We start from the raw sequence: 21271 nt of genomic DNA, 5'->3' as shown, positions 1-21271 counted from the left end.
GCACACGAGATATCTTGATGTCGAGCAATGTTGCAGACGTGGAGCGGAGCACCCGGTGACTGACTCGACCATCATCTACACACACACTGACGAGGCCCCGGCCCTGGCGACGTATTCCTTCCTGCCGGTGGTCCAGGCTTACGCCTCGCAGGCGGGTGTCACTGTGGATACCCGTGACATCTCGCTGGCCGGGCGCATCATCGCGGTCTTCCCGGAGTACCTGACCGAGGACCAGCGGATCCCGGACGCCCTGCACGAGCTGGGCGAACTGGCCAAGACGCCCGCGGCCAACATCATCAAGCTGCCGAACATCTCGGCGTCGATCCCGCAGCTCAAGGCCGCGGTCGCCGAGCTGCAGGCGCAGGGCTACGCGCTGCCGAACTACCCGGACGACCCGAAGACCGACGAGGAGCGGGAGATCCAGGCCCGCTACGACAAGATCAAGGGTTCCGCCGTGAACCCGGTGCTGCGCGAGGGCAACTCCGACCGCCGCGCCCCCGCGTCGGTCAAGAACTACGCCAAGAACCACCCGCACCGCATGGGCGCCTGGACCTCCGAGTCCAAGACCAACGTGGCGACCATGGGCGAGAACGACTTCCGCTCCACCGAGAAGTCCGCCGTGATCTCCGAGGCCGGTTCGCTGCGGATCGAGCTGGTCGGCGACGACGGCACCACCAAGGTGCTGCGTGAGTCGGTACCGGTCACCGAGGGCGAGGTCGTCGACGCCTCCGTCATGCGCGTCGCCGCGCTGCGTGAGTTCCTGACCGCGCAGGTCGCCAAGGCCAAGGCCGAGGGCGTGCTGTTCTCCGTGCACCTCAAGGCCACGATGATGAAGGTCTCCGACCCGATCGTCTTCGGCCACGTGGTGCGCGCCTTCTTCCCGAAGACCTTCGCGCAGTACGGCGAGGCGCTCGCCAAGGCCGGCCTGACCCCGAACGACGGTCTCGGCGGCATCTACAAGGGCCTGGAGGGCCTGCCCGAGGGCGCCGAGATCAAGGCCTCCTTCGACGCCGAGCTCGCCGAGGGCCCGGAACTCGCGATGGTGGACTCCGACAAGGGCATCACCAACCTGCACGTCCCGTCGGACGTCATCGTCGACGCCTCGATGCCGGCCATGATCCGCACCTCCGGCCACATGTGGGGCCCGGACGGCCAGGAGGCCGACACCCTCGCGGTCCTGCCGGACTCCAGCTACTCCGGCGTCTACCAGGCCGTGATCGACGACTGCCGCGCCAACGGCGCCTACGACCCGTCGACCATGGGCTCCGTCCCGAACGTCGGCCTCATGGCGCAGAAGGCCGAGGAGTACGGCAGCCACGACAAGACCTTCGAGATCCCGACCACCGGCACGGTCCGCCTCGTCGACCAGGCCGGCAACGTCGTCCTGGAGCAGGTCGTCTCCGCCGGTGACATCTTCCGCGCCTGCCAGACCAAGGACGCCCCGATCAAGGACTGGGTGAAGCTGGCCGTCACCCGCGCCCGCGCCACCGGCGACCCGGCGGTGTTCTGGCTGGACGAGACCCGCGCGCACGACGCCAACCTGATCGCCAAGATCAACGCGTACCTGCCGGAGCACGACACCGAGGGCCTGGACATCCGCATCCTCGCCCCGGTGGAGGCGACCAAGCTGTCGGTGGAGCGCATCCGCCGCGGCGAGAACACCATCTCGGTGACCGGCAACGTGCTGCGTGACTACCTCACCGACCTGTTCCCGATCCTGGAGCTGGGCACCAGCGCCAAGATGCTGTCGGTCGTCCCGCTGATGGCGGGCGGCGGCCTGTTCGAGACGGGCGCGGGTGGCTCCGCGCCGAAGCACGTGCAGCAGCTGGTCAAGGAGAACTACCTGCGCTGGGACTCCCTCGGTGAGTTCTTCGCGCTCGTCCCCTCCTTCGAGCAGTACGCGACGGCCACGGGCAACACCCGCGCCAAGGTCCTCGCCGACACCCTCGACCGCGCCACGGCGACCTTCCTCAACGAGGACAAGTCCCCGACCCGTCGCGTCGGCGGCATCGACAACCGCGGCAGCCACTTCTTCCTGTCCCTGTACTGGGCGCAGGAGCTGGCCGCGCAGACCGACGACGCGGACCTGGCGAAGGCCTTCGCCCCGCTCGCCGAGACGCTCACCGCGAACGAGCAGAAGATCGTCGAGGAGCTGATCGCGGCCCAGGGCAAGCCGGCCGACATCGGCGGCTACTACCAGCCCGACCCGGCCAAGGCCGCCGCGGTCATGCGCCCGTCGGCCACGTGGAACGAGGCGCTGGCGTCCCTCTGACGCGCAAGGCCTGACGGCCACGGCTGACGGCGACGGCTGACGGCCACTTCTCGACCCCGCCCCGATCGGTGTACGTGCCGGTCGGGGCGGGGCTGTCTCCACCCACGACACCCCGGAGCTGCCCCATGCCCCCTGCCGCACCCTCCTTCGAGCTGCTGCCCGGTGCCGGTGACTCGCCGGTGATCCTGCATGTGCCGCATTCCGCGCGGGAGATACCGGCCGACGTACGGGCGGGGATCGTGCTCGACGACGAGGCGCTGGGGCGGGAGCTGGACCACATCACGGACGCGCACACCGCCGAGATCGCCGCGCGGGCGGCTCGGCTGTCCGGTGCGGCGCCCTGGCGGTTCGTGAACCGTTTGTCGCGGCTGGTGGTCGATCCGGAGCGGTTCCCGGACGAACGGGAGGAGATGCTCGCCGTGGGGATGGGCGCGGTGTACACGCGGACCACGCACCGTGAGGCCCTGCGGCCCGCGGACACCGACCCCGAGCCGTTGGTCGCACGCTACTTCCGCCCGTACGCGCAGGCGATGACGGAAACGGTGGCCGACCGGCTGGCCGCGGCCGGGCGGGCCGTGATCATCGACGTGCACTCCTACCCGACCGGGCCACTGCCCTACGAGCTGCACGGCGCGGGGCCGCGGCCACCGGTCTGCCTGGGCACCGACTCCTTCCACACCCCGCCCGAACTGCGGGACGCGGCGCGTGAGGCGTTCGCGGAGTGCGGCGGGACGGGGCTCGACAGCCCGTTCAGCGGGACGTACGTGCCGCTGGAGTTCTACGGCAGTGAGCCGCGCGTGAGCGCGCTGATGGTGGAGATCCGCCGCGACACGTACATGACCGAGCCGGGCGGCCCGGCCGGCCCCGGGCTCGACCGGCTCGCCACGGCCCTGGCACGCCTGGTCACGGCCATCTCACGCTGACGGGCGCCGCCTCGTCAGGCCCGCAGCCACTCGGTGACGACCACCTCCCCGCCGGCCCGCAGCCGAAGGGCGAAGGGGCCGGTGGGGGGTACGTCGGTGGTGAAGCGGCCCATGGTGTCGGCCGTGAGCGCGGCGCCCGCGCGGGGGCCGTCGAGGACCTCGATCCGGGCCGCCTGAGGCGGCAGCAGCTGGCCCATCAGTCCCTCGGCGGTCACCTCGACGTCGACGGTCAGCTCTCCCGTGTCGAAGGTCAGCATCCGGGGTACGTCCATGGCCCCGCGCACGGGGATGGCGTCGACCAGCGAGTCGAAGGTCAGCTCGGCGATGCGGGCGTCGAGGTCGTGCAGCGCGTACGCCTCGACGGCGATCTGCCGTAACGCGGCCGGGACGGGGTCCAGGATGGCGGCGGCCTCACGGAGTTCCCCCTCCAGGCCGCCGTCGTCGAAGTCCTCGCTGGACCGGCTGACTTCTCGCTCGTTTCGGTCCGCGCCGTTCCCGCCGTTCAAGTCGTTGATGCCGTTGATGTCGTTCATGTCGTTCACGAGGCTCCCCGTGCGTCGAGTCGGGCTCGCAGGCGGCGCAGGCAGCGCTGGCGCAGGGGGCCGATGCTGCCCACGGCGATGCCCAGCGCGGCGGACACCTCCTGGTAGCTGGGCGGTGGCGAGGCCATCAGGACCCGCAGCAACTGCCTGCAGCGGTCGCCGAGTTCCTCGAACTCCTGCCACAGGAAACGGATCCGCTCGGACTGGGCGGCTGCCTCCTCCGAGTCGATCAGCGACTGTTCCGGCGTACGGTCCTCGCTGACCCGGTCCAGGAGCTGCGGATCGTCCGTGGGCGTCAGCCGCCTTAAGCTCTTGATCACCTTCAGGCACTCGTGCCGGGCGGTGCTCGCCAGCCACGACCCCGCCTTGTGCGGTTCGCGGATCCGCCCGAGGTTCTGGGCGAAACGGAACCACACGGTCTGGTAGACCTCGTTGCCGTCGGCGTCGGAGAGCCGGTGGGCCCGCACGACGGACCACACCAGCGGGCTCAGCCCTTCCACCAGCGCTTTCCAGGCCGCCGCGTCACCGTCGACGGCCGACTGGACGAGCGCGCCGACATCTGTACGGTCCACGGCCCCACCCCTCGTGTACGACATGTCATCGTACGCCGCGGTGGTGGCCACCCCGGCCCTCATGCGGAAGGCGTGAGCGGCGCGACCGGGACCGGACGCCAGGTGGGCGGACGCAGTGCCGGTACGTGCGCTCCGCGAACCTCGGCGAACTCCGCGTTCATGGCGAGGAGTTGCTGTCGGGCGGCGCGCGGGTCGGTCTCCTTGTGCGCCGTCATGTGGGCGGCGACGAGCCCGGCGACGACGGGGGTGGCGAAGGAAGTGCCGCTCCAGTGGGCGAACCCCTCGAACATCACCTGGTCCGGCTTGCCCGTGGCGGTCTCCCGCTCCTCCGTCAACACCCCGGTGTGGCGGGGCGACTGGCAGGTGCAGGCGTAGGTGAAGCCGTACCGGCAGGCGTCGTAGGTGGAGTGCTGGTAGACGTACGGCACGGGTGCGCCGAAGCCGGTGAGGGAGCTGGTGAGGCGCTCGCCGGGGGCGTAGATCTTCACCCAGGGGCCGTGGTTGCTGAAGCAGGCGCCGAACTCGCCGTCGCCGCGCAGCGCGCCGACCGACAGCACGGCGTTCTCGTAGCCGGGCAGGTCGGCGTAGGCGGCGGGCCAGAACGGGGTGGCGCTGGCGTTGTTGCCCGCTGCTGCGATCAACAGCGTTCCCTGGTCGCGCAGTTCGCGCATGAAGGCGTCCACGCCGAGCAGCCCGTCGGTGCGGCCGTTGGCGGTGCCCGCGGAGAGGCTGATGATGTCGGGCCAGCCGTTCACGTCGACGGCCTCGAAGAGCTTCTCGCCGAACTCGGACTCGAGGAGGGCGCCGGCGTCGTTGAGGGTGTTGCGGGAAGTGATGTCGGTGTTGGGTGCGACGGCGGCGACGAGCCCGGCGATGAACGTGCCGTGGCCGACGTACTGCTGGAGGATCCCGTCGTCGTCGCACTCCCTGATCTGGAGGTCGCCGTCGGTGTGGGCCAGCAGTGGGTAGGAGCGGTAGTCGCGCATGAGGCCGGTGTCGACGACGAGGACGCCGACGGCGGTGTCCGGGTCGTACGGGGCCTCGGCGGCCGCGGGGTTCGGCGGTTCGGTGGCGGGCACGGGCTCGTCGCCCGGGCAGGCGTTGACCGCGATCGACACGACGTGGTTGCGGCTGATCATGCGGCGGCCGGCGCGGCCCTCCGTCTCCCGGAGGGAGCGCAGGGCGCCCGCGACGGCGTGGTCGCCGCGCCGGTCACCCTGGCCGGGGTCGGCGACCTGGATCCGGGTGATGCCGGAGCGGTTGGTCTGCGGGCCCGCGCGGCGCACGTGGTCCTGGTCCAGCTCGGGGGTGGCGGTGAAGTGCGCGCGTACGGTGTCCTCGACGACGCGGGCCTCCTCGCCGTCGCGGGCCAGTACGACGCCCTTCTCGTAGATGAACTCGGCGGAGTCGTCCGGACCCATCGCGAGAGGGACGTCGGGCATCGAGCGCTGGACCTGGTCGAACTGCTCGTGGAATCGCTGTGGTGCCATGGCGTGTCCTCCCAATGAGGCGATGGTTCATCAATCAGAGTCGCCGACCCGTGACGTGATACAGGTGGTGCGTGACCGGTCCGTGACGGGCGTGGCCGGCGCTCGGACGGCAAAACCGGGGCGCGGCCTGTGGCGAGCGTGTCCGGAGCACTACCATCCGTGGAGTGACAGCGGGAAACGACTCGGTTCTCGAACTGCTGCCGATGGTGTTCGCCGCCCCCAACGACGCGTTGGCGGGGGCGCGGGATGTGCTCGACACCGATCCGTCGCCGTTGCACGCCTCCGTCGCCCACCAGGTGATCGGCATCTGGCAGCGGGACTGGGGTGACATGCGTCTCGCCCTGGACCATCTGCGGCGCGCTCGGGGCCTGGCGGCGCGCGCGGACTCGGCCGAGCGGGAAGCGGACGTCCTGGGCACCCTCGGTGTGGCGCTGGTCCACGCGGGCCGCACCCGGCAGGGTCTCGACGCGTTCGAGCGGGGTGTCGAGCGCGGGTCGGGCCACACCCGCGCGCGTGTGCTGTACCGCCGGGCCTACGTGTGGTGGGTGCTCGGTCATCACCGTGAGGCGCTGGAGGACGTACGGCGGGCGATACCCGTGCTGCGGCAGGCGGACGACGTGATCTGGACGGCGCGGGCGCTGACCCTGCGCGCGACCGTGCACCTGGCGCTCGGCGCAGTGGACCGGGCGGACGCCGACTTCACCGCGGCCGAGGCGCTGTGGGACACCACCGGCCAGGAGCACGACAAGGCCGACGCCGTGGAGAGCCGGGGGCTCGCGGCCTTCCGGTCGGGCGACATCCCGGCGGCGCTGCGGCTGCTGGACGAGGCCGAGGAGCGCTACGCCAAGCTGGGCACACCGACGTTCATGCTGCAGATCCGGCGCTGCGAGGTGCTGATGGCGGCGGGGCTCGCGCCGGAGGCGCTGGCCGAGGCGGACGCGGCGATCGGGGTGCTGGACGGGATCGGCGGGCAGTCCACCCGGAAGGCGGAGTTGCTGCTGGCGGCGGCGCGGGCCGCCCGGCGGGCGGGTGATCCGCACACGGCGATCGCGCGGGCGCATCTGGCCGTTCGGCTGTTCGCGGGGCAGCGCCGCACCTGGTGGGAGACGCACGCGCGGCTGGTGCTGATCGAGGCGCGGGTCGCTGCCGGACGCGGCTCTGGCCGGCTGGTCGCCGACGCGGCGGCGGTGGCGGAGCGGCTCGCCTCCTTCGGGGCGCCGGCCGCTCCGGAGGCTTCGCTGCTCGCGGGCCGGATCGCGCTCGACCTGGGCTGGACGACGGACGCGGAGCGGCATCTGGCGGTCGCCGCGCGCAGCAGACACAGCGGGCCGCCGCTGGCGCGGATGACGGGCTGGGCGGCGCAGGCGCTGCGGGCGTGGGCGGCCGGGTCCAGCCGGGGTGTGCTGGAGGCGTGCCGGCGGGGTCTGGACGTGCTCGACGACCACCGGATGACGCTGGGCGCCTCGGAGCTCAGGGCCCGGGCCACGGAGCAGGGCGCGGAGCTGGCGGCGCTGGCGCAGCGGGTGAGCCTCGCCGGGGGCGGGCCGCGGCGGTTGCTGGCGTGGAGCGAGCGCTGGCGGGCCACGGTGCTGGCCGCGCCGCCGACGCGTCCGCCGGCCGATCCCTCGCTGCTGAGCGGGCTGACCGCGTACCGGGAGATCGCCTCCCGCGCGGAGGCGGCTCGGATGGAGGGCCGGCCGGTACCGGCGCTGGAGCGGGAGCAGCGGCGCCTGGAACGGGAGGTGCGGTCGCGGACGCTGCACATGCGCGGTGACGCGCCGGGCGACGGCAGCCGTTTCGACGCCGGGCGGCTGCTGGAGCGGCTCGGTGACGGGGACGGGCGGTTGGTCGAGCTGGCCGTGCTCGACGGGCGGGTACAGGTGCTGCTGTGCGGGCAGGGACGGGTGCGGCGGTTCGAGGCCGGACTGCTCGCGGAGGCGGAGGCCGAGGCCGAGCATGTGCAGGCCGGGCTGCGGCGGCTGGCGCATCCCGGGGCGGAGGCCCGGCTGCCGCTGGTGGAGGCGGCGGGGCGACGCCTGGAGGAACTTCTGCTCGGACCGGCCGCCGCGCAGCTGGGCGACGGGCCGGTCGTGGTCGTACCGCCCGGGCGGCTGCACCGCGTGCCGTGGGCACTGCTGCCGTCGTTGCGGGAGCGGGTGGTGAGTGTGTCGCCGTCGGCGGGGAGTTGGCTACGGGCGCGGGAGACGGAGCCGCCGCCGGGTGGGCGGCACGTGTTGGTGCGGGGTCCCGGCCTGGCCACGGGGGGCGCGGAGGTGCCGGAACTGGCGGGCCGCTACGGTACGCCGACGGTTCTGGAGTACGACGACGCGCGCGTGCCCCGCGTCCTGGACGAGCTCGACGGGGCCGCGCTGGCGCACATCGCCGCGCACGGCACGTTCCGCGCGGACAGCCCCCTGTTCTCATCCCTGCGAATGGCCGACGGCCCCCTCATCGTCCACGACTTCGAACGCCTCGCCCGCAGCCCGTACCGGATCATCCTCTCCTGCTGCGACACTGCCCGCTTCGCCTCGGTGGGCGCGGACGAACTCCTGGGCCTGGTCACCGCGTTGCTCCCGTTGGGCACGGCGGGGGTGGTGGCGAGCACCGCCCCCGTCAACGACGCCGCCGTGGTCCCCCTCATGCTCGCCCTCCACAAGGGCCTGACCGCCGGCCAGTCCCTCGCGGAGGCTCTGCGTGACGCCCGCAGCACGCTCCCCGAGGACGCGGTCCACCAGGCGACGGGGTGGGCGTTCACGGCGTTCGGGGCGGCGTGAACGGCTGAGGGTCAGGCCGACTGTGCGTCCGGCTGTTCGAGCAGCCACGGGAGTGCTCCGCGGTCGCTCGCGCCGAGGCGGGTGTAGGCGCTGTAGAGATGGTTGCCGACGGTGCGGACGGAGAGGGTGAGGCGTTCGGCGATCTGCCGGTTGGTCAGCCCGGCGGCCGCGAGGCCCACGATCTGCCGCTGGCGCGCGGTGAGTTCGCCGAGGACCAGGGCGGAGAGGGCCGGCGTACGGGCGCCCTGACAGCGGCGGACCAGGGCGACGGCACGGGTGCGGGAGGTGCGGGCGGCAGCGGGGTCCCGGTGCGCCCGTACGGCCTGGGCGTACGCCTCGGCCGCGAACAGCAGGAAGCCGCGCTCCTCCAGGGCCTCGGCGGCACGGTCCAGGGCGGGGCCGTCGGCGCCGGCCAGCGCTTCGGCGTGCCGGGCGAAGACGCTGCCGGCGGGGAGTCGGCCGACGGCGCGCTCGGGGGCGCCGAGGCGGACGGCGTCGTAGGCGTCGGCTTCGGTGATCCTCTCCAGCGCACCCTCGATGTCGCCCCGGGCGGCCGCCGACCACGCGGACAGGACGGGCGGTCGCCGGTATGTGGTGGTCACCTCGCCCGACTGGGCGGCGGCCAGCATCAGTTCGGCACGGCACTGCTCGTCTTCCGGGGCCTGCCGGGCCCACGCCGCCGCCTCGCGCAGCTCTCCCCGCAGCCGGCACAACCGCGCGCGCACGGCCGCGTAACCGGCGGGCACCGGTGTGTCCTCCGCCGCGAACCACTCCCCCACCGGGGTCGGCAGTGATCGTACGTCGGCGGCGTCGATGCGGATTTCCAGTGCGGCCTGTTCGGACTTGAGGGCGAGGGTGCGGTCGGCCGGGGGGCGGGCGAGGCGCCTCGCGCGCAACCGGCCGGCCGCCGCCCGCAGGGCCGGTCCGTGCAGGGGGTGGGCGAGGCGGACGGTCGCGGCGTCGTCGACGTGGACCAGGCCGTGGGACTCGAGGTGTTCGAGGACGCGGAGGTCGCAGGTGTCGACGTCCACGGGGAGGGGTTCGGCGAAGGCGAGCCGGTCGAGGGTCTCGCGCTCGTCGGGGTCGGTGCGGTCCAGGACCGGCGCGGCGTGTTCCCGTAGGGCCGTGGTCAGTGGGACCGGGCCGCGCCAGGTTCGTTCGCCGGTGCCGGGGTCTTGCGTGAGGCGTCCCCGCTCCCGCAGTGCGCCCAGCAGGTGCCGCAGCAGCCGTAGGTCGCCCCCGCACAGGCGGTGCAGCCGGTTGGCGGTGAGGGGGTCGACGGGGCCGCCGGCGCCCGCGGTCAGCAGTTCGTCCGTCTCCTCCCGGGGCAGCGGTTCCAGGGCCAGGCGCGGCAGCAGCTCACCGGTCCACAGGCGCCTCACCGCGCCGGGGGCGGTCGCGCCGTCGGTGGCGACGACGAGCAGGCGGGTGCGCCCGTGCACCGCGAGCTGGTGGACGAGCGCGGCGGAGGCGTCGTCGAGCAGGTGGGCGTCGTCCACCAGCAACAGTCGTACGCCGGAGAGCAGTCGGACCGCGCGGGGCAGTGAGACGTCGTCGGGCAGGAGGTGGGCGAACGCGGCGAGGGGGATGTGCCGGCTCTCGGGCGTGCCCGCGACCCTGGCACAGTCGGCACCGCGTACGGCCTCGGTGACCAGCCGGGTCTTGCCGCAGCCCGCGGGGCCGGTCACCACGAGGCCGCTCCGTCCGCCCGCGGTGCACCGGCGGACCAGCTCCATCTCCTCCTCCCGTCCGGTGAACGGCCAGGGCAGCTCCAGCGTCTTCGCGTCCCGTGGGAAAGTCGTCACGGTAACGGGAGTGCGCATACTCACTCCTGATACAGGGCGACTTGAGTAGCCCCCGACTCAGGCGCCCGGGCGGCGGACGACGGCACTGTGGTGCCATGACCGGACGCTACTGCTCCCTCGCGCAGCAGCCGGCCCCCGCGTTCGCACCGGGGCTGGCGGCCGAGCGGCTCGGTGCGCTCATCGGGGGACGTCCGATGTGGGTCAACGGCACGGTCCTGCACTACTCCTTCTTCGACGGCGACAGCGACGGCTCCGTGATCCCCGTACCGGGATCCGGGGAGGTCCGGCGGGTGTCGTGGGTCGGCGCCAAGGAGCAGCGGGACGTGGTGCGCGAGTGCTTCAAGGAGTGGCAGGACCTCGGAATCGGGCTGACCTTCGCCGAGGTCGAGGACCGCTCGGAGGCCGAACTGCGCATCGGGTTCCAGCTCGGCGACGGCTCCTGGTCGACCGTCGGCAGGGACGCGCTCCAGGTCGGCCTCAACGAACGCACCATGAACTTCGGCTGGGACCTGACCGCGCCCGGGGAGCGCGGGACGGCCCTGCACGAGATCGGGCACGCGCTGGGCATGCTGCACGAGCACCAGAGCCCGTTCGCCGGGATCCATTGGGACGACGAGGCCGTGTACGCCGATCTGGCGGGCCCGCCGAACTTCTGGAGCCGGGACAGGACGTTCTTCAACATCCTGCGGAAGCTGGACCGGGCCGAGGTCAACGGCTCGGTCTGGGACCCGCTGTCCATCATGGAGTACCCCTTCCCGTCGGGGCTGATCCTGGAGCCGGAGCAGTTCCGCAGGGGTGTGCACCCGCCGGGCACGCTCTCGCCCCTCGACAAGGAGTTCGCGCTCCGCTGGTACCCGCCGACCGGCCCCTCCCGGCCGCCCGCGCTGGTGCCGTTCCGTTCGGTGTCACTGCGGCCGGCCCCGGGCGGGCAGGCCGACTTCACCGTCGAGCCGCCGGAGACCCGCGACTACACCGTGGGCACCTTCGGCGACAGCGACACCGTCGTCGTGGTCTTCGAGGAACGGGACGGGGAACCCCGCTTCCTCGCCGGGCGGGACGACGGGGGCTCCCCGCACAACGCCACGATCAGAACCCGGCTCGTGAAGGGCCGCCGCTACTTCGTCCGCGTGCGCCTGTACTCCAGCTGGGGGTCGGGTGAGACGGCGGTCATGTGCTGGTGACAGCACGGCCATTGCCGCCACACGGACGCATGAACCACAGTCCGGCGCCGGGGGAGCGGCCGGGAGCGTCGCCTTCGGGGGAGGGAGACGCTCCCGGCCACGCCACGCCGTGCCGGTCCGGCCGCATCACGCGGCCGCCCTCGCCGGCAGTCACCGAGGTGGGGCGAGAGCCTCCGCCCCGGCACCGAGTTCGCGCCGCCCGGGCTGCGGTTGCGCAGGGTCGCACGGCTCGACCTCGCCGGGAACGCGACCGAGGCGCAGCCGCAGGCGTGGACGCTCGTCGAGTGGGAGACGGACAGCGAGGACGTCACCGGGATCGCGGACGCGCTCGCCGCCGCGCTGGAGCCGGAGAACGGGTGGTACGCGGACTTCACCGCCGGGGACGAGCGGGTCGTCGTCTTCGCCGGGAAGGTGTTCCGCCATCGGCGCGGCGACGAGGCGGGCCGCGCCGAGGCGATCGCGTACGGACGGTCGGTGGGGCCGCCCGAGCATCAGCTCGACTGGAAGGAGTGACGCCTACGGCGCCACTCCTGGGCGAGCCGGCACTTCACGACGCGGCCCGCTCGTCGCGGACCGCGTCGGGGTGTGCGAGGCCGAGGTGGTCTCGCAGGGTCGTGCCCTCGTACTCCGTGCGGAAGACGCCCTGTTCCTGCAACAGCGGTACGACCTTGTCGGCGAACTCGTCGAGGCCGCTCGGTGTGATGTGCGGGACGAGGATGAAGCCGTCGCTCGCGTCGGCCTGGACGTAGTCGTTGATGGTCTTGGCGACGGTGGCCGGGGAGCCGATGAAGTTCTGGCGGTTGCCGGTCTCGATGACCAGGTCGCGGATTGACCAGTCGTGGGCGGCCGCCAGCTCCCGCCACTCACGGGCCGTGGCCAGTGGATCGCGGTACATGCGGACCTGGGCGCGGCCGCGGGAGACGGTGTGCTCGCCGAGCAGCGGGTCTACGTCCGGGAGCGGTCCGTCCGGGTCGTACGCGGAGAGGTCCCGGTTCCAGACCCACTCCAGGTGCTTGAGGGCGGTCGCCCCGCTGACCTGCTGGCGGCGCACCTCGTGGGCGATCTCCTCCGCCTCGGCGTCGGTGTCGCCGAGGACGAAGCTCGCGGCGGGCAGGATGAGCAGCTGGTCGGGGCGGCGGCCGTACTTGGCGAGGCGGGACTTGACGTCCGTGTAGAAGGCCTGGCCGGTGTCGAGGGTGGCGTACCGGCTGAAGATGGCGTCGGCGCTGGACGCGGCGAACTCGCGGCCCTCGTCGGAGTCGCCGGCCTGGAAGATCACCGGGCGGCCCTGGGGGCTGCGCGGGACGTTGAACCGGCCGTGGATGTCGAAGTGTCGTCCCTCGTGGACGAAGGCGCCGGCCTTGGCGTCGCTGAGGAAGGTGCCGGTGGCCTGGTCGGCGACGATCTCGTCGCCCTGCCAGGAGTCGAAGAGCTCGCCCGCGGTGGCCAGGAACTCCTTGGCGCGGGAGTAGCGCTCGTCCTGCGGGAGGAAGCCGCCGCGGCGGAAGTTCTCGCCGGTGAAGGCGTCCCAGGAGGTGACCACGTTCCAGGCGGAGCGGCCGCCGGAGAGGTGGTCGAGGCTGGCGAACTGGCGGGCCACCTCGTAGGGCTCGTTGAAGGTGGAGTTGATGGTGCCGGTCAGGCCGAGGTGCTCGGTGACGGCAGCGAGCGCGGTGAGCACGGTGAAGGTGTCGGGGCGGCCCACGACGTCCAAGTCGTAGATCCTGCCGCCCTGTTCGCGGAGCCTGAGCCCCTCGGCGAGGAACAGGAAGTCGAACTTGGCGCGTTCGGCGGTCTGCGCGAAGTGGACGAAGGAGCTGAACTCTATGTGGCTGCCGGCCTTCGGGTCGCTCCACACGGTGGTGTTGTTGACGCCGGGGAAGTGCGCTGCCAGGTGGATCTGCTTCAGGGGCTTGCTCATGGACGTCGAGTCCCTCCGGCTCAGGCGGTCGCGGCCGCGGCCGCGTAGCGGTTGGCGGGGCGGGGCAGGCCCAGCAGGCCACGCAGGGTGTCCGCCTCGTAGGCGCGGCGGAAGGCCTCACGGCGCTGGAGTTCGGGGACCAGGCCGCGGGTGATCGCCGGCAGGTCGTGGCCCGCGACCGCGGGCCGCAGCCGGAACCCGGTCAGGCCGGCCGCCTGGAACTCCTGGAGCTGGTCGGCGAGTTGGGCCGGGGTGCCGGTGAACACGCGGGCGTCGCTGGTGTACGGCTCTCCGGCGAGCGCGTCGAGGCGCTCCTTGCGGGCCGCGGCCTCGGCGGGGTCGTCGTCGAGGAAGACCACCAGGTCGCCGAAGACGTGCAGCGGCTCGCCCGCACGGCCGGCGCTCTCCTGCTCGGCGCGGATCTCCCCGACGATCGCGCGGGCCTGGTCGGTGTCGTGCGGGGTGATGTAGCCGACGTCGGCCGCGCGGGCCACCAGGCGGTAGGGGACGGTGGCGTGGGCGAGGGCGGTGACGAGGGGCTGGCCCTGCGGCGGGCGGGGGGTGATGGAGGGGCCCTTGACGCTGAAGCGCGCGCCCTCGAAGTCGATGTAGTGCAGCTTGTCGCGGTCGACGAAACGGCCGGTGGCGGCGTCGCGGATCTCCGCGTCGTCCTCCCAGCTGTCCCAGAGGCGGCGCACGACCTCGACGTGGTCGGCGGCCTCGTCGAAGAGGTCGCGCACCACGTCCAGCGCGCCGGGGCTGTCGTAGGCCTCGATACGCGGGATCGTGCGGCGGCCGAAGTGGGCGGCCTCGTGGGGGCGGGCGCTGATCTGCACGCGCAGACCGGCGCGGCCGGTGCTGACGTAGTCGAGGGTGGCGATCGCCTTGGAGATGTGGAACGGCTCGGTGTGGGTGGCGATGACGGTCGGCACGAGGCCGATGTGCCGGGTGTGCGGAGCGACGCGGGAGGCGATCAGGACGGCGTCCAGTCGGCCGCGCACCTGGTCGGTGCGGTCGTCCGGGTCCAGGAAGTGCGAGGACTGCGGGCCGAGGCCGTCCTCGATGGTCACGAAGTCGATCAGGCCGCGCTCCGCCTCCGTGACCAGGTCGGTCCAGTATCCGGCGGTGAACAGGTCCCGGGGGCGGGCGACCGGCTCACGCCAGGAGGCGGGGTGCCAGCCGGTGCCGTCGAGGGCGACGGCGAGATGCAGAGGAGAAGGGTGCGTCGAGGACACGAGTGGGCGCCTTCCTGGAGGTCCGTACGAGATCACCGGCCCCCGGGCAGGACACGGGGCACGGCGTTTGAGGAACGGGTCAGGAGCAACAGAGCGCGCCGGCCACGCGCTGGAGGTCGATGTGGGCCCGCGAGTGGAGGTGGACGGCGTGGGATATCCGGGTCACGTCCGCCACCCCCTTCCTTCTGGTCGCGCGCCTCGGCGCGTCGCACATCTCGTCGTCAGTCACAACGCCCGGCCCTCGCCACGTGTTCCCCGTGCCGGGGCGCGGACCTGGAGGATGGTCGAGCGGCGACGCACCGCGAAGCCGAGCGACGCGTAGAGCCGGATCGCCGACGTGTTGTTCGCGGCCGCGTGCAGGAACGGGGTCTCGCCACGGGCGCGGATGCCCGCGGCGACCGCGCGCACCAGTCGGGTGGCCAGCCCCCGGCCGCGGTGCTCCGGGTCGGTGCAGACCGCGCTGATCTCCGTCCAGCCGTGCAGTCGCAGCCGCTCCCCCGCCATGGCGATCAGCCGGCCTTGATGGCGGATGCCGAGGTAGGTGCCGAGAGCGACCGTGCGCTTGAGGAACGGGCCCGGCCTGGTGCGGGCGACGAGGTCGAGGATCTCCGCAACGTCGTCCGGGCCGAGGAGGACCGCCTCCGGGGCGTGCTGGACCCGCAACCCGGCGTCGACGAGCTGGACGCCCTGCCCGCCTCCCACGACCTCCCAGCCGTCGGGGACCCGGTCGACCGGCTTGAGGCGTACGACGGTTCCCGAGCCGACGAGCCTTTGCAGGTCCGCCCAGGCAGCCGGGTCCGCCGGGTCGGCGAGTGCGGCGAAGGCGTACACGTCGGCCGGGTAGCGGGCGGCCCGGCCGACCCGCTCGGCGAGGTGGGCGTGCGGGCCGCTCAACGCGTGCCAGACGGCGTTGTCCAGGCGATCCGCGCCGGTGCGTGTCGCGGCTCCGGCTCGGCGGACGTCGGTCTTCACGAGTTGTCCAGCGGCAGGCCGGGCGGGTTGACCTCGGAATGGGCGACGGCCTCGTTGGAGAGGTTCCAGGCCTTGAGCCATGTGGCGTACTGGCCGTGCTCGATCAGGTAGTTGATGGCGTCGGCGAGGGGCTTGGCGAGACCGCTGTCCTTCTTGGCGGTCGCTGCGATCAGACCCTGGAGCGTCTCACCGGCACCGGAGAACCGGCCCGCGACGCGGGTCGCCTGGGGCGTGCCGGCGGTCTTCGCCGCGTGGTAGGCGAGGTTCGGGTTGGGTCCGAAGTAGGCGTCGATCTTGCCGCTGTTGAGCGCCAGGTAGATGCTGTTGCTCTCCTGGAAGTACTTGACGGTGAGGGGCTTCTTGCCCTCCTTGGCCAGCTTCGCCTTCCACTCCAGGAGGAGCTTCTCCTGGTTGGTGCCGTTGCCGACGGAGACCGTCTTGCCGGCGAGGCTCTCGTAGTCGCCGTCGAAGTTCCAGGTGTTGTCCTTCTTCACCTCGAAGGCGAGGTCGTCCTTCCGGTAGGAGGCGAACTCGTACTTCTTCTTGCGCTCCTCGGTGTCGGTGACGTTGGAGAAGGCCACGTCGGCCTTTCCGCTGTCGAGACCGATGAACAGGTTCTCCCAGGTCGACCGGCGCACCTCGGGCTTGAGCCCGAACACAGCGGCGACCAGGCGGCCGAGGTCCGGCTCGGAACCCGTGATCGTCTTCTGGTCGCTGCCCACGAAGCCGAGCGGCGGACTGCCGGACGGCAGGGTGCCGGATCCGATCACCAGCTTGCCGCTCTTCTTGAGGGAGGCGGGCAGTTCGGCGCTGATGGACTTCACCTCGGAGACCTTGAGGGCGGTCTCCTTCGCGGCGCCGTTGGACAGCTGACCCACGGTGACCGTGCCGACGGTGTCGGTCTTGGCGGCGGCCTCGCTTTCGCCCCCGCAGGCGGCGAGCCCGGTGGCGAGGGTGGCGACTGCGGTGGCCGCGGTGATGCCGCGTGTCAGGCTGCGACGGGAATTGGTAGGCATGACTGTCCTTGCTGGAGAGGTCGGGTGAGGGCGTGGGGGTGGAGGTCAGAGGACCTTGCTGAGGAAGTCCCTGGTCCGCTCGTGCCGCGGCTTGTCCAGGACCTCGGCGGGCGGGCCCTGTTCGACGATGCGGCCGCCGTCGATGAAGACGACCCGGTCGGCGATCTCCCGGGCGAAACCGACCTCGTGCGTGACGATCACCAAGGTGGTGCCGCTCTTCGCCAGGTCCTTGATGACCGCGAGGACCTCACCCACGAGTTCGGGGTCGAGAGCGGAGGTGGGCTCGTCGAAGAGGATGAGCCCGGGGCGCAGGGCCAGGGCGCGGGCGATGGCCACGCGCTGCTGCTGGCCGCCCGACAACTGCCGCGGGTAGGCGTCGGCCTTGTCGGCCAGGCCGACCCGGCCGAGGAGTTCGCGGGCCGCCGTCAGGGCCTGCGCCTTGCCGAGCCTCCCGGTGGCCACAGGGGCGGCCGCCACGTTGTCCAGGACGGTCAGATGGGGGAAGAGGTTGAAGTTCTGGAAGACGAAGCCGATTCGGCTGCGCTGGGTGAGGATGGCCCGCTCGCTCAGTTCCCGCAGCCGGTCACCGTTGCGGCGTACGCCGATCAGCTCGCCGTTGACGCTGACGTAACCGCGCTCGGGCTTCTCCAGGTGGTTGACGACCCGCAGCAGGGTGGACTTGCCCGAGCCGGACGGGCCGAGGATCACGGTGACCTCGCCGGGCCGCACAGTCAGGTCGACGCCGTTCAGCACACGGTGGGCGCCGTACCACTTGTGCACGTCGTGCACCTCGAGGGCGGCGGGCTCGGCCTCGACGGTGGTGAGCGTTTCGGCGGTCATACGGCGGCCTCCCTGCGCAGGCGCTCGCGCAGGTCGCGCAGGCCGGTGCGGACTTTCTGCAGCGGGGTCGGCGGCAGGGAGCGCGTGGCGCCCCGGGCGTAGTACCGCTCGACGTAGAACTGGATGACGGAGACGACGCTGGTCAGGATCAGGTACCAGACGGTGACGACCAGCAGCAGCGGCACGATGTCGCCGGGGTAGGTGGAGCCCATCGTCTGCGCGGTGCCGAACAGGTCGAGCAGGGACACGTAGAAGACCAGCGAAGTGCTCTTGATCAGGCCGATGAGCTGGTTGACGTAGTTCGGGGTGATCGACCGCAGGGCCTGCGGGAAGACGATCCTGCGGAACTGGTAGCCCTTGGGCAGGCCGAGGGCGGATGCCGCCTCGTGCTGGCCCTGGTCGACGGACAGGATGCCGCCGCGGACCACCTCGGCCGCGTACGCCGCCTCGTTGAGGCTGAGGCCGATGACGGCGACGACCATGTCGGTGGCGAGCCGTGACTCGTCGAAGGTGAAGAAGGCGGGTCCGAAGGGGACTCCGATACTCAGCGTCTTGTACAGGGCGCTGAAGTTGTAGAGGAAGAGCAGCACCACGATCAGCGGTATGGAGCGCAGGGCCCATACGTAGGTCCAGCTGACCGCGCGCAAGGCCGGGCTCTTCGAGAGCCGGGCCAGCGCGAGGAGGATGCCGCCGAGGAGGCCCAACACGGCGCTGTAGGCGGCTACTTCGAGAGTGATGAGCAGTCCGTCGAGGATGGTGGGCCGCAGGAACCAGTAGCCGAAGCGGTCCCACTGGTAGAAGGGGTTCGAGATCAGTCCGTGGACGATCTGGGCGACCAGGATCAGTACGACCGCGGTGGCGATCCAGCGGCCGGGCTTGCGCAACGGCTTAACTCGTTGGACGGTGAGGTGTTTTGACGGGGCTTCAGCGGGCGGGGGCGGTGCCTCGGCGAGAGACACGGCGGCGCCTTGGGGTTCACTCATGGCGGGCTCCGGCGGAGTCGGACGCCCCGGGACGGCGGTGGTCCCCGAGCGGCTACGGCCGAAGGCGCAAGCGGGGGAAACCGCTCTGCGGCACGGAGCGACGCGCGGGAGTGCACGGAACCGGGGGCTCTACGGGGATCAACGGCACACCGCGGAAGCGGTGTTGTGCGGAGTGCGGGGCTGGAAGGACGTCAGCCCCGACAACGGGCACGGCCCGGTGCCGTACAGAGTGCGCTGTTGACGCGCAGCAGATCGACGGAGCGGTCGGCCACGAGGGGGTACGACAGTACGCAGCTCTGGGAGCGGCGTGTCGCCGTCCTGGGAACTGCGTACATGTCGTCACCGTCACTGTTCCGGCCCGGGGGCCTTCGCGCCGTCTGCGCCGCAAGTAAGGCAGTTGGTCGATCGGATGTCAACGTCGGTCCACTGGATGGAACGCTTCAGGGTCGTTTGACCTGCGGCGGAGTGCTGTCGCTACCTGCCGCGTGGGCGGCCCAGTCCAGGATCTGGACAGCCGAACCGGCGGCCTCCAGGCCCCGGCACTGGGCGTGGTGGCGGCGGGCGATGCCGTCGAGGTCGAGGTGCGCGCCGAAGGCCGGACGAGCGGCGAGACGGCGGGCGTAGGCCCATACGGCGGGGTGGTCGGCGATGCGGTGGACCGCGGCGGCGTCGAGGTGGTGGCGGTGCACGGTGTCGAGTTCGACCAGGGCGACCCACACCTCGACGTCGGCGGCGGTGATCTGATCGCCGATCAGGAACTCATAGTCAGTGAGGCTGCGCTCCAGCGCGTCAAGGGTGGCGAGCAGCTTGTCGAGCGCGGCGGCGCGGTGCGCCGGCTCGGCGCCGGGCGCTCCGGCGCGCTGTGCGGCCTCCTCGATACCCTCCCCGCACAGCAGCTCCACGGCTTCGATCTCCGACTCGGTGCCACACGGGTACAGCGAGGGGCGGCCGCCGCCGAAGCCGCGGGCCAGGTCGCGGGTGATGTCGGGGGCGTGGGTGCTGACGATCCGCCCGGACCAGTCGTCGCTGAGCACCGGCCCGAGGGCCGCTCCGGTGTAGCGGTGCGCGCTGGCGTCGTAGAGCGGACGCAGTGCGTGGTGGCCGCCGTCGGGACAGTCGGGGACCGGGGGCAGGAGGGTCACCGGACAGGCCGCGCCCAGGCCCAGGAGGCTGTGGGTGACGGCGATGCGCAGACCGGGCGCGGTGGCGGGCGACAGGTGGAGGCGGTAGCGGCGCGGCACGGCGTAGTGGCCGCTGCGTGCGTCCCGGCCGATCCGGCCCCGGAAGGCGGGGGTGGGCTGCTGGGACGGGTGGGCGGCCAGCGGTGTGACGGACATGACTCTCCCCGGAGGCGGGCGCGCGGACGTACGCGCGGCGGTAGCAACGTCGAGCAGGGGCGCAGGGGCGTGGTGCGGCTTCGCTGCCTGCGGTCAGCCCCGGGGGCCGATCGCGCTGCAGACGCGCTGCAGGTCGATGTGACGGCGGGAGGTCAGAAGAGGGGGCGGGCCCGGTGTACGGCTCGCGCGGCTGGTGACCGGCTCAAGGCGCCCCATGTTTCCCTACCTGTTCACTAGGATTCCCTTCTGGAGTGTCGATCGGCCTCGAGCCGCAGTCAAGGGGGTGTCCAAGGGGTGGGTTCGTGACGGCGGGTTCGTGGGGTGTCACCCACATGCATGACCCGGCTGATGGACGGGGATGCAAGGGTGCGGGTGAACACCCCTCGCCGCCGACGACGTCGCCGAGGGCCGTGCGCTCACCTGACGAGACTGTCGGACGACCGGAAGGCCCCGCATGGTTGAGGAACACCGGGAAGCGGCGGAGAAGGTGGGGACCCGTGGCGAGTGAAGTCCACGTCGAGGATGGCCCGTTCGGTCCGCAGGCCCGTCCGGGCGGCCCCCGCGCGGAGCAGACCGTGCTGTACCTGCACGGAGACCCACAGCTCGCGGGCACCCCGCAGGACGCCCTGCCCACCGCCCGTGAACTCGCCCGCACCACCGGGTACTCCGTTCTGTGCGCCGATTACCGCCGACGCTTCCCCGAGGCGCTGGAGGACGTGTACGCCGCCTGGGAGCACTGCCGCGACCGGGGTCCGGCCGCGGTCGCCGGCGAGCGGCTCGGCGGCGCGCTCGCGGCCGGCCTGCTGCTGCGCCTGCGCGACGAGGGCGCGCCGCCGCCGTCCTGCGCGGTACTCATGTCGCCGCTGCTGGACTTCACCCTGGACGCGCCGAGCCTGCTGCTCAACGCGGCTGCCGACCGCACGGTGGACGCGGAGACCCTGCCCGTACGCGCGGCCGCCTACGCGGGTGTGACGGAGCCCAGGAACCCCCTGCTGAGCCCCCTCCACGGCAACCTCCACGGTCTGCCCCCGCTGCAACTGCACGCGGCGGGCACGGAGGTACTGCTGGACGACGCGCTGTCCTTCGCGACCCGGGCGGCGCACTCGGGCGTGGCGGTGGATCTGCGCATCCACGAGGACTCGTCGGCGCAGGGGCTGCGCCAGGTGGGGGCGGCCGCGGAGTTCCTGCGCATGTGGTGCCGCTCGGCGCGTTTCAGCGCGGCGCGGGGGACCTCTCTGCTCGAACGCTGAGGGTCCAGGGGGGAGGGGTGGGCGCTGAGACCTTCGGTCGCCGCCCGTCCCCATCGCCCCAACACGCCCACATTTCCCGTGACTTCTCCCCGAGGGTTCCCAGCGCCGGGCGCGTAAACAGAAGCGACGTCGCCGACGGTGCAAACGAGGAGCGAGGA

General features: G+C 72.2%; 19 protein-coding genes. 6 read left to right on the top strand and 13 right to left on the bottom strand.

Going from position 1 to position 21271, the window contains the following annotated elements; all coding sequences use genetic code 11:
* The first annotated feature begins 55 nt into the window (after positions 1-55).
* Together AC067M_RS30135 and AC067M_RS30130 are read left to right on the top strand one after the other, a co-directional pair.
* Entirely contained in the window at positions 56-2272 is a 2217-nt protein-coding gene (locus AC067M_RS30135; protein WP_478700187.1) for an NADP-dependent isocitrate dehydrogenase, read from the top strand.
* A 125-nt stretch (positions 2273-2397) separates the two neighbouring features.
* Positions 2398-3195, top strand: coding sequence for an N-formylglutamate amidohydrolase (locus AC067M_RS30130; RefSeq protein WP_478700186.1), 798 nt, complete (start codon positions 2398-2400; stop codon positions 3193-3195).
* A 14-nt stretch (positions 3196-3209) separates the two neighbouring features.
* On the opposite strand, the gene AC067M_RS30125 is transcribed toward AC067M_RS30130, so the two are convergent.
* Genes AC067M_RS30125 through AC067M_RS30115 form a run of 3 tightly spaced genes read right to left on the bottom strand, consistent with a single transcriptional unit; the run spans position 3210 to position 5799 of the window.
* Positions 3210-3728, bottom strand: a complete 519-nt coding sequence (locus AC067M_RS30125) for a hypothetical protein (protein ID WP_478700217.1) — start codon at positions 3726-3728, stop codon at positions 3210-3212.
* Between the two features lie 5 nt (positions 3729-3733).
* Positions 3734-4309, bottom strand: coding sequence for an RNA polymerase sigma factor (locus tag AC067M_RS30120; protein WP_478700185.1), 576 nt, complete (start codon positions 4307-4309; stop codon positions 3734-3736).
* Positions 4310-4368: 59 nt separating this feature from the next.
* Entirely contained in the window at positions 4369-5799 is a 1431-nt protein-coding gene (locus AC067M_RS30115; protein WP_478700184.1) for a S8/S53 family peptidase, read from the bottom strand.
* 203 nt (positions 5800-6002) lie between these two features.
* On the opposite strand from AC067M_RS30115, the gene AC067M_RS30110 reads away from it, so the two are divergent.
* Positions 6003-8573 carry a CHAT domain-containing protein gene (locus tag AC067M_RS30110; RefSeq protein ID WP_478700216.1) on the top strand — a complete coding sequence of 857 codons (2571 nt, stop codon included), beginning with the start codon at positions 6003-6005 and terminating at the stop codon, positions 8571-8573.
* Between the two features lie 11 nt (positions 8574-8584).
* On the opposite strand, the gene AC067M_RS30105 is transcribed toward AC067M_RS30110, so the two are convergent.
* Entirely contained in the window at positions 8585-10396 is a 1812-nt protein-coding gene (locus AC067M_RS30105; protein WP_478700183.1) for a LuxR family transcriptional regulator AbsR2, read from the bottom strand.
* 77 nt (positions 10397-10473) lie between these two features.
* On the opposite strand from AC067M_RS30105, the gene absR1 reads away from it, so the two are divergent.
* Together absR1 and AC067M_RS30095 are read left to right on the top strand one after the other, a co-directional pair.
* Positions 10474-11559, top strand: a complete 1086-nt coding sequence (gene absR1 / locus AC067M_RS30100; protein ID WP_478700182.1) for a beta-glucuronidase AbsR1 — start codon at positions 10474-10476, stop codon at positions 11557-11559.
* 210 nt (positions 11560-11769) lie between these two features.
* A complete protein-coding gene (locus tag AC067M_RS30095; RefSeq protein WP_478700181.1) occupies positions 11770-12072 on the top strand; it encodes a hypothetical protein in 303 nt (100 codons plus the stop codon).
* Between the two features lie 34 nt (positions 12073-12106).
* Here AC067M_RS30095 and AC067M_RS30090 read toward each other — a convergent pair whose 3' ends face one another.
* The 9 genes from AC067M_RS30090 to AC067M_RS30050 form a co-directional block, all read right to left on the bottom strand.
* Entirely contained in the window at positions 12107-13480 is a 1374-nt protein-coding gene (locus tag AC067M_RS30090; protein WP_478700180.1) for an NtaA/DmoA family FMN-dependent monooxygenase, read from the bottom strand.
* Between the two features lie 20 nt (positions 13481-13500).
* Complete coding sequence (locus AC067M_RS30085; protein ID WP_478700179.1) at positions 13501-14715, bottom strand: LLM class flavin-dependent oxidoreductase; 1215 nt, start codon at positions 14713-14715, stop codon at positions 13501-13503.
* Positions 14716-14794: 79 nt separating this feature from the next.
* The gene (locus AC067M_RS30080) at positions 14795-14929 is read right to left on the bottom strand and encodes a putative leader peptide (RefSeq protein ID WP_478700215.1); all 135 of its coding nucleotides are present in this window, start codon (positions 14927-14929) and stop codon (positions 14795-14797) included.
* Positions 14930-14940: 11 nt separating this feature from the next.
* The gene (locus tag AC067M_RS30075) at positions 14941-15687 is read right to left on the bottom strand and encodes a GNAT family N-acetyltransferase (protein WP_478700178.1); all 747 of its coding nucleotides are present in this window, start codon (positions 15685-15687) and stop codon (positions 14941-14943) included.
* Positions 15684-16703, bottom strand: coding sequence for an ABC transporter substrate-binding protein (locus tag AC067M_RS30070; RefSeq protein ID WP_478700177.1), 1020 nt, complete (start codon positions 16701-16703; stop codon positions 15684-15686). Before AC067M_RS30070 ends, AC067M_RS30075 begins: the two co-directional genes overlap by 4 nt.
* 45 nt (positions 16704-16748) lie before the next feature.
* Positions 16749-17543, bottom strand: a complete 795-nt coding sequence (locus AC067M_RS30065) for an amino acid ABC transporter ATP-binding protein (protein ID WP_478700176.1) — start codon at positions 17541-17543, stop codon at positions 16749-16751.
* Positions 17540-18526, bottom strand: a complete 987-nt coding sequence (locus AC067M_RS30060) for an amino acid ABC transporter permease (protein WP_478700175.1) — start codon at positions 18524-18526, stop codon at positions 17540-17542. Before AC067M_RS30060 ends, AC067M_RS30065 begins: the two co-directional genes overlap by 4 nt.
* Positions 18527-18966: 440 nt before the next feature.
* Positions 18967-19863, bottom strand: a complete 897-nt coding sequence (locus AC067M_RS30055) for a glutathione S-transferase C-terminal domain-containing protein (RefSeq protein WP_478700174.1) — start codon at positions 19861-19863, stop codon at positions 18967-18969.
* Positions 19864-19956: 93 nt separating this feature from the next.
* Positions 19957-20079 (bottom strand): putative leader peptide, encoded by a 123-nt coding sequence (locus AC067M_RS30050; RefSeq protein ID WP_478700173.1) that lies wholly within the window; start codon positions 20077-20079, stop codon positions 19957-19959.
* A gap of 281 nt (positions 20080-20360) precedes the next feature.
* Between AC067M_RS30050 and AC067M_RS30045 the strand changes: the two genes are divergently transcribed.
* Complete coding sequence (locus tag AC067M_RS30045; RefSeq protein WP_478700172.1) at positions 20361-21113, top strand: alpha/beta hydrolase fold domain-containing protein; 753 nt, start codon at positions 20361-20363, stop codon at positions 21111-21113.
* Positions 21114-21271: the final 158 nt, after the last annotated feature.

The sequence above is a fragment of the Streptomyces sp. NPDC043427 genome (genome assembly GCF_056436655.1).
The sequence above is the reverse complement of the archived record's forward strand: the minus strand, read 5'-3'. Positions and strand labels throughout refer to the sequence as shown.

What these genes read in the sequence shown, in the direction of transcription:
- AC067M_RS30125 (WP_478700217.1), bottom strand. Translation starts at nt 3,728, where the DNA reads ATGAACGACATCAACGGCATCAACGACTTGAACGGCGGGAACGGCGCG.
- AC067M_RS30130 (WP_478700186.1), top strand. Translation starts at nt 2,398, where the DNA reads ATGCCCCCTGCCGCACCCTCCTTCGAGCTGCTGCCCGGTGCCGGTGAC.
- absR1 (WP_478700182.1), top strand. Translation starts at nt 10,474, where the DNA reads ATGACCGGACGCTACTGCTCCCTCGCGCAGCAGCCGGCCCCCGCGTTC.
- AC067M_RS30080 (WP_478700215.1), bottom strand. Translation starts at nt 14,929, where the DNA reads ATGTGCGACGCGCCGAGGCGCGCGACCAGAAGGAAGGGGGTGGCGGAC.
- AC067M_RS30070 (WP_478700177.1), bottom strand. Translation starts at nt 16,703, where the DNA reads ATGCCTACCAATTCCCGTCGCAGCCTGACACGCGGCATCACCGCGGCC.
- AC067M_RS30055 (WP_478700174.1), bottom strand. Translation starts at nt 19,863, where the DNA reads ATGTCCGTCACACCGCTGGCCGCCCACCCGTCCCAGCAGCCCACCCCC.
- AC067M_RS30050 (WP_478700173.1), bottom strand. Translation starts at nt 20,079, where the DNA reads ATGGGGCGCCTTGAGCCGGTCACCAGCCGCGCGAGCCGTACACCGGGC.
- AC067M_RS30105 (WP_478700183.1), bottom strand. Translation starts at nt 10,396, where the DNA reads ATGCGCACTCCCGTTACCGTGACGACTTTCCCACGGGACGCGAAGACG.
- AC067M_RS30115 (WP_478700184.1), bottom strand. Translation starts at nt 5,799, where the DNA reads ATGGCACCACAGCGATTCCACGAGCAGTTCGACCAGGTCCAGCGCTCG.
- AC067M_RS30110 (WP_478700216.1), top strand. Translation starts at nt 6,003, where the DNA reads ATGGTGTTCGCCGCCCCCAACGACGCGTTGGCGGGGGCGCGGGATGTG.
- AC067M_RS30065 (WP_478700176.1), bottom strand. Translation starts at nt 17,543, where the DNA reads ATGACCGCCGAAACGCTCACCACCGTCGAGGCCGAGCCCGCCGCCCTC.
- AC067M_RS30060 (WP_478700175.1), bottom strand. Translation starts at nt 18,526, where the DNA reads ATGAGTGAACCCCAAGGCGCCGCCGTGTCTCTCGCCGAGGCACCGCCC.
- AC067M_RS30090 (WP_478700180.1), bottom strand. Translation starts at nt 13,480, where the DNA reads ATGAGCAAGCCCCTGAAGCAGATCCACCTGGCAGCGCACTTCCCCGGC.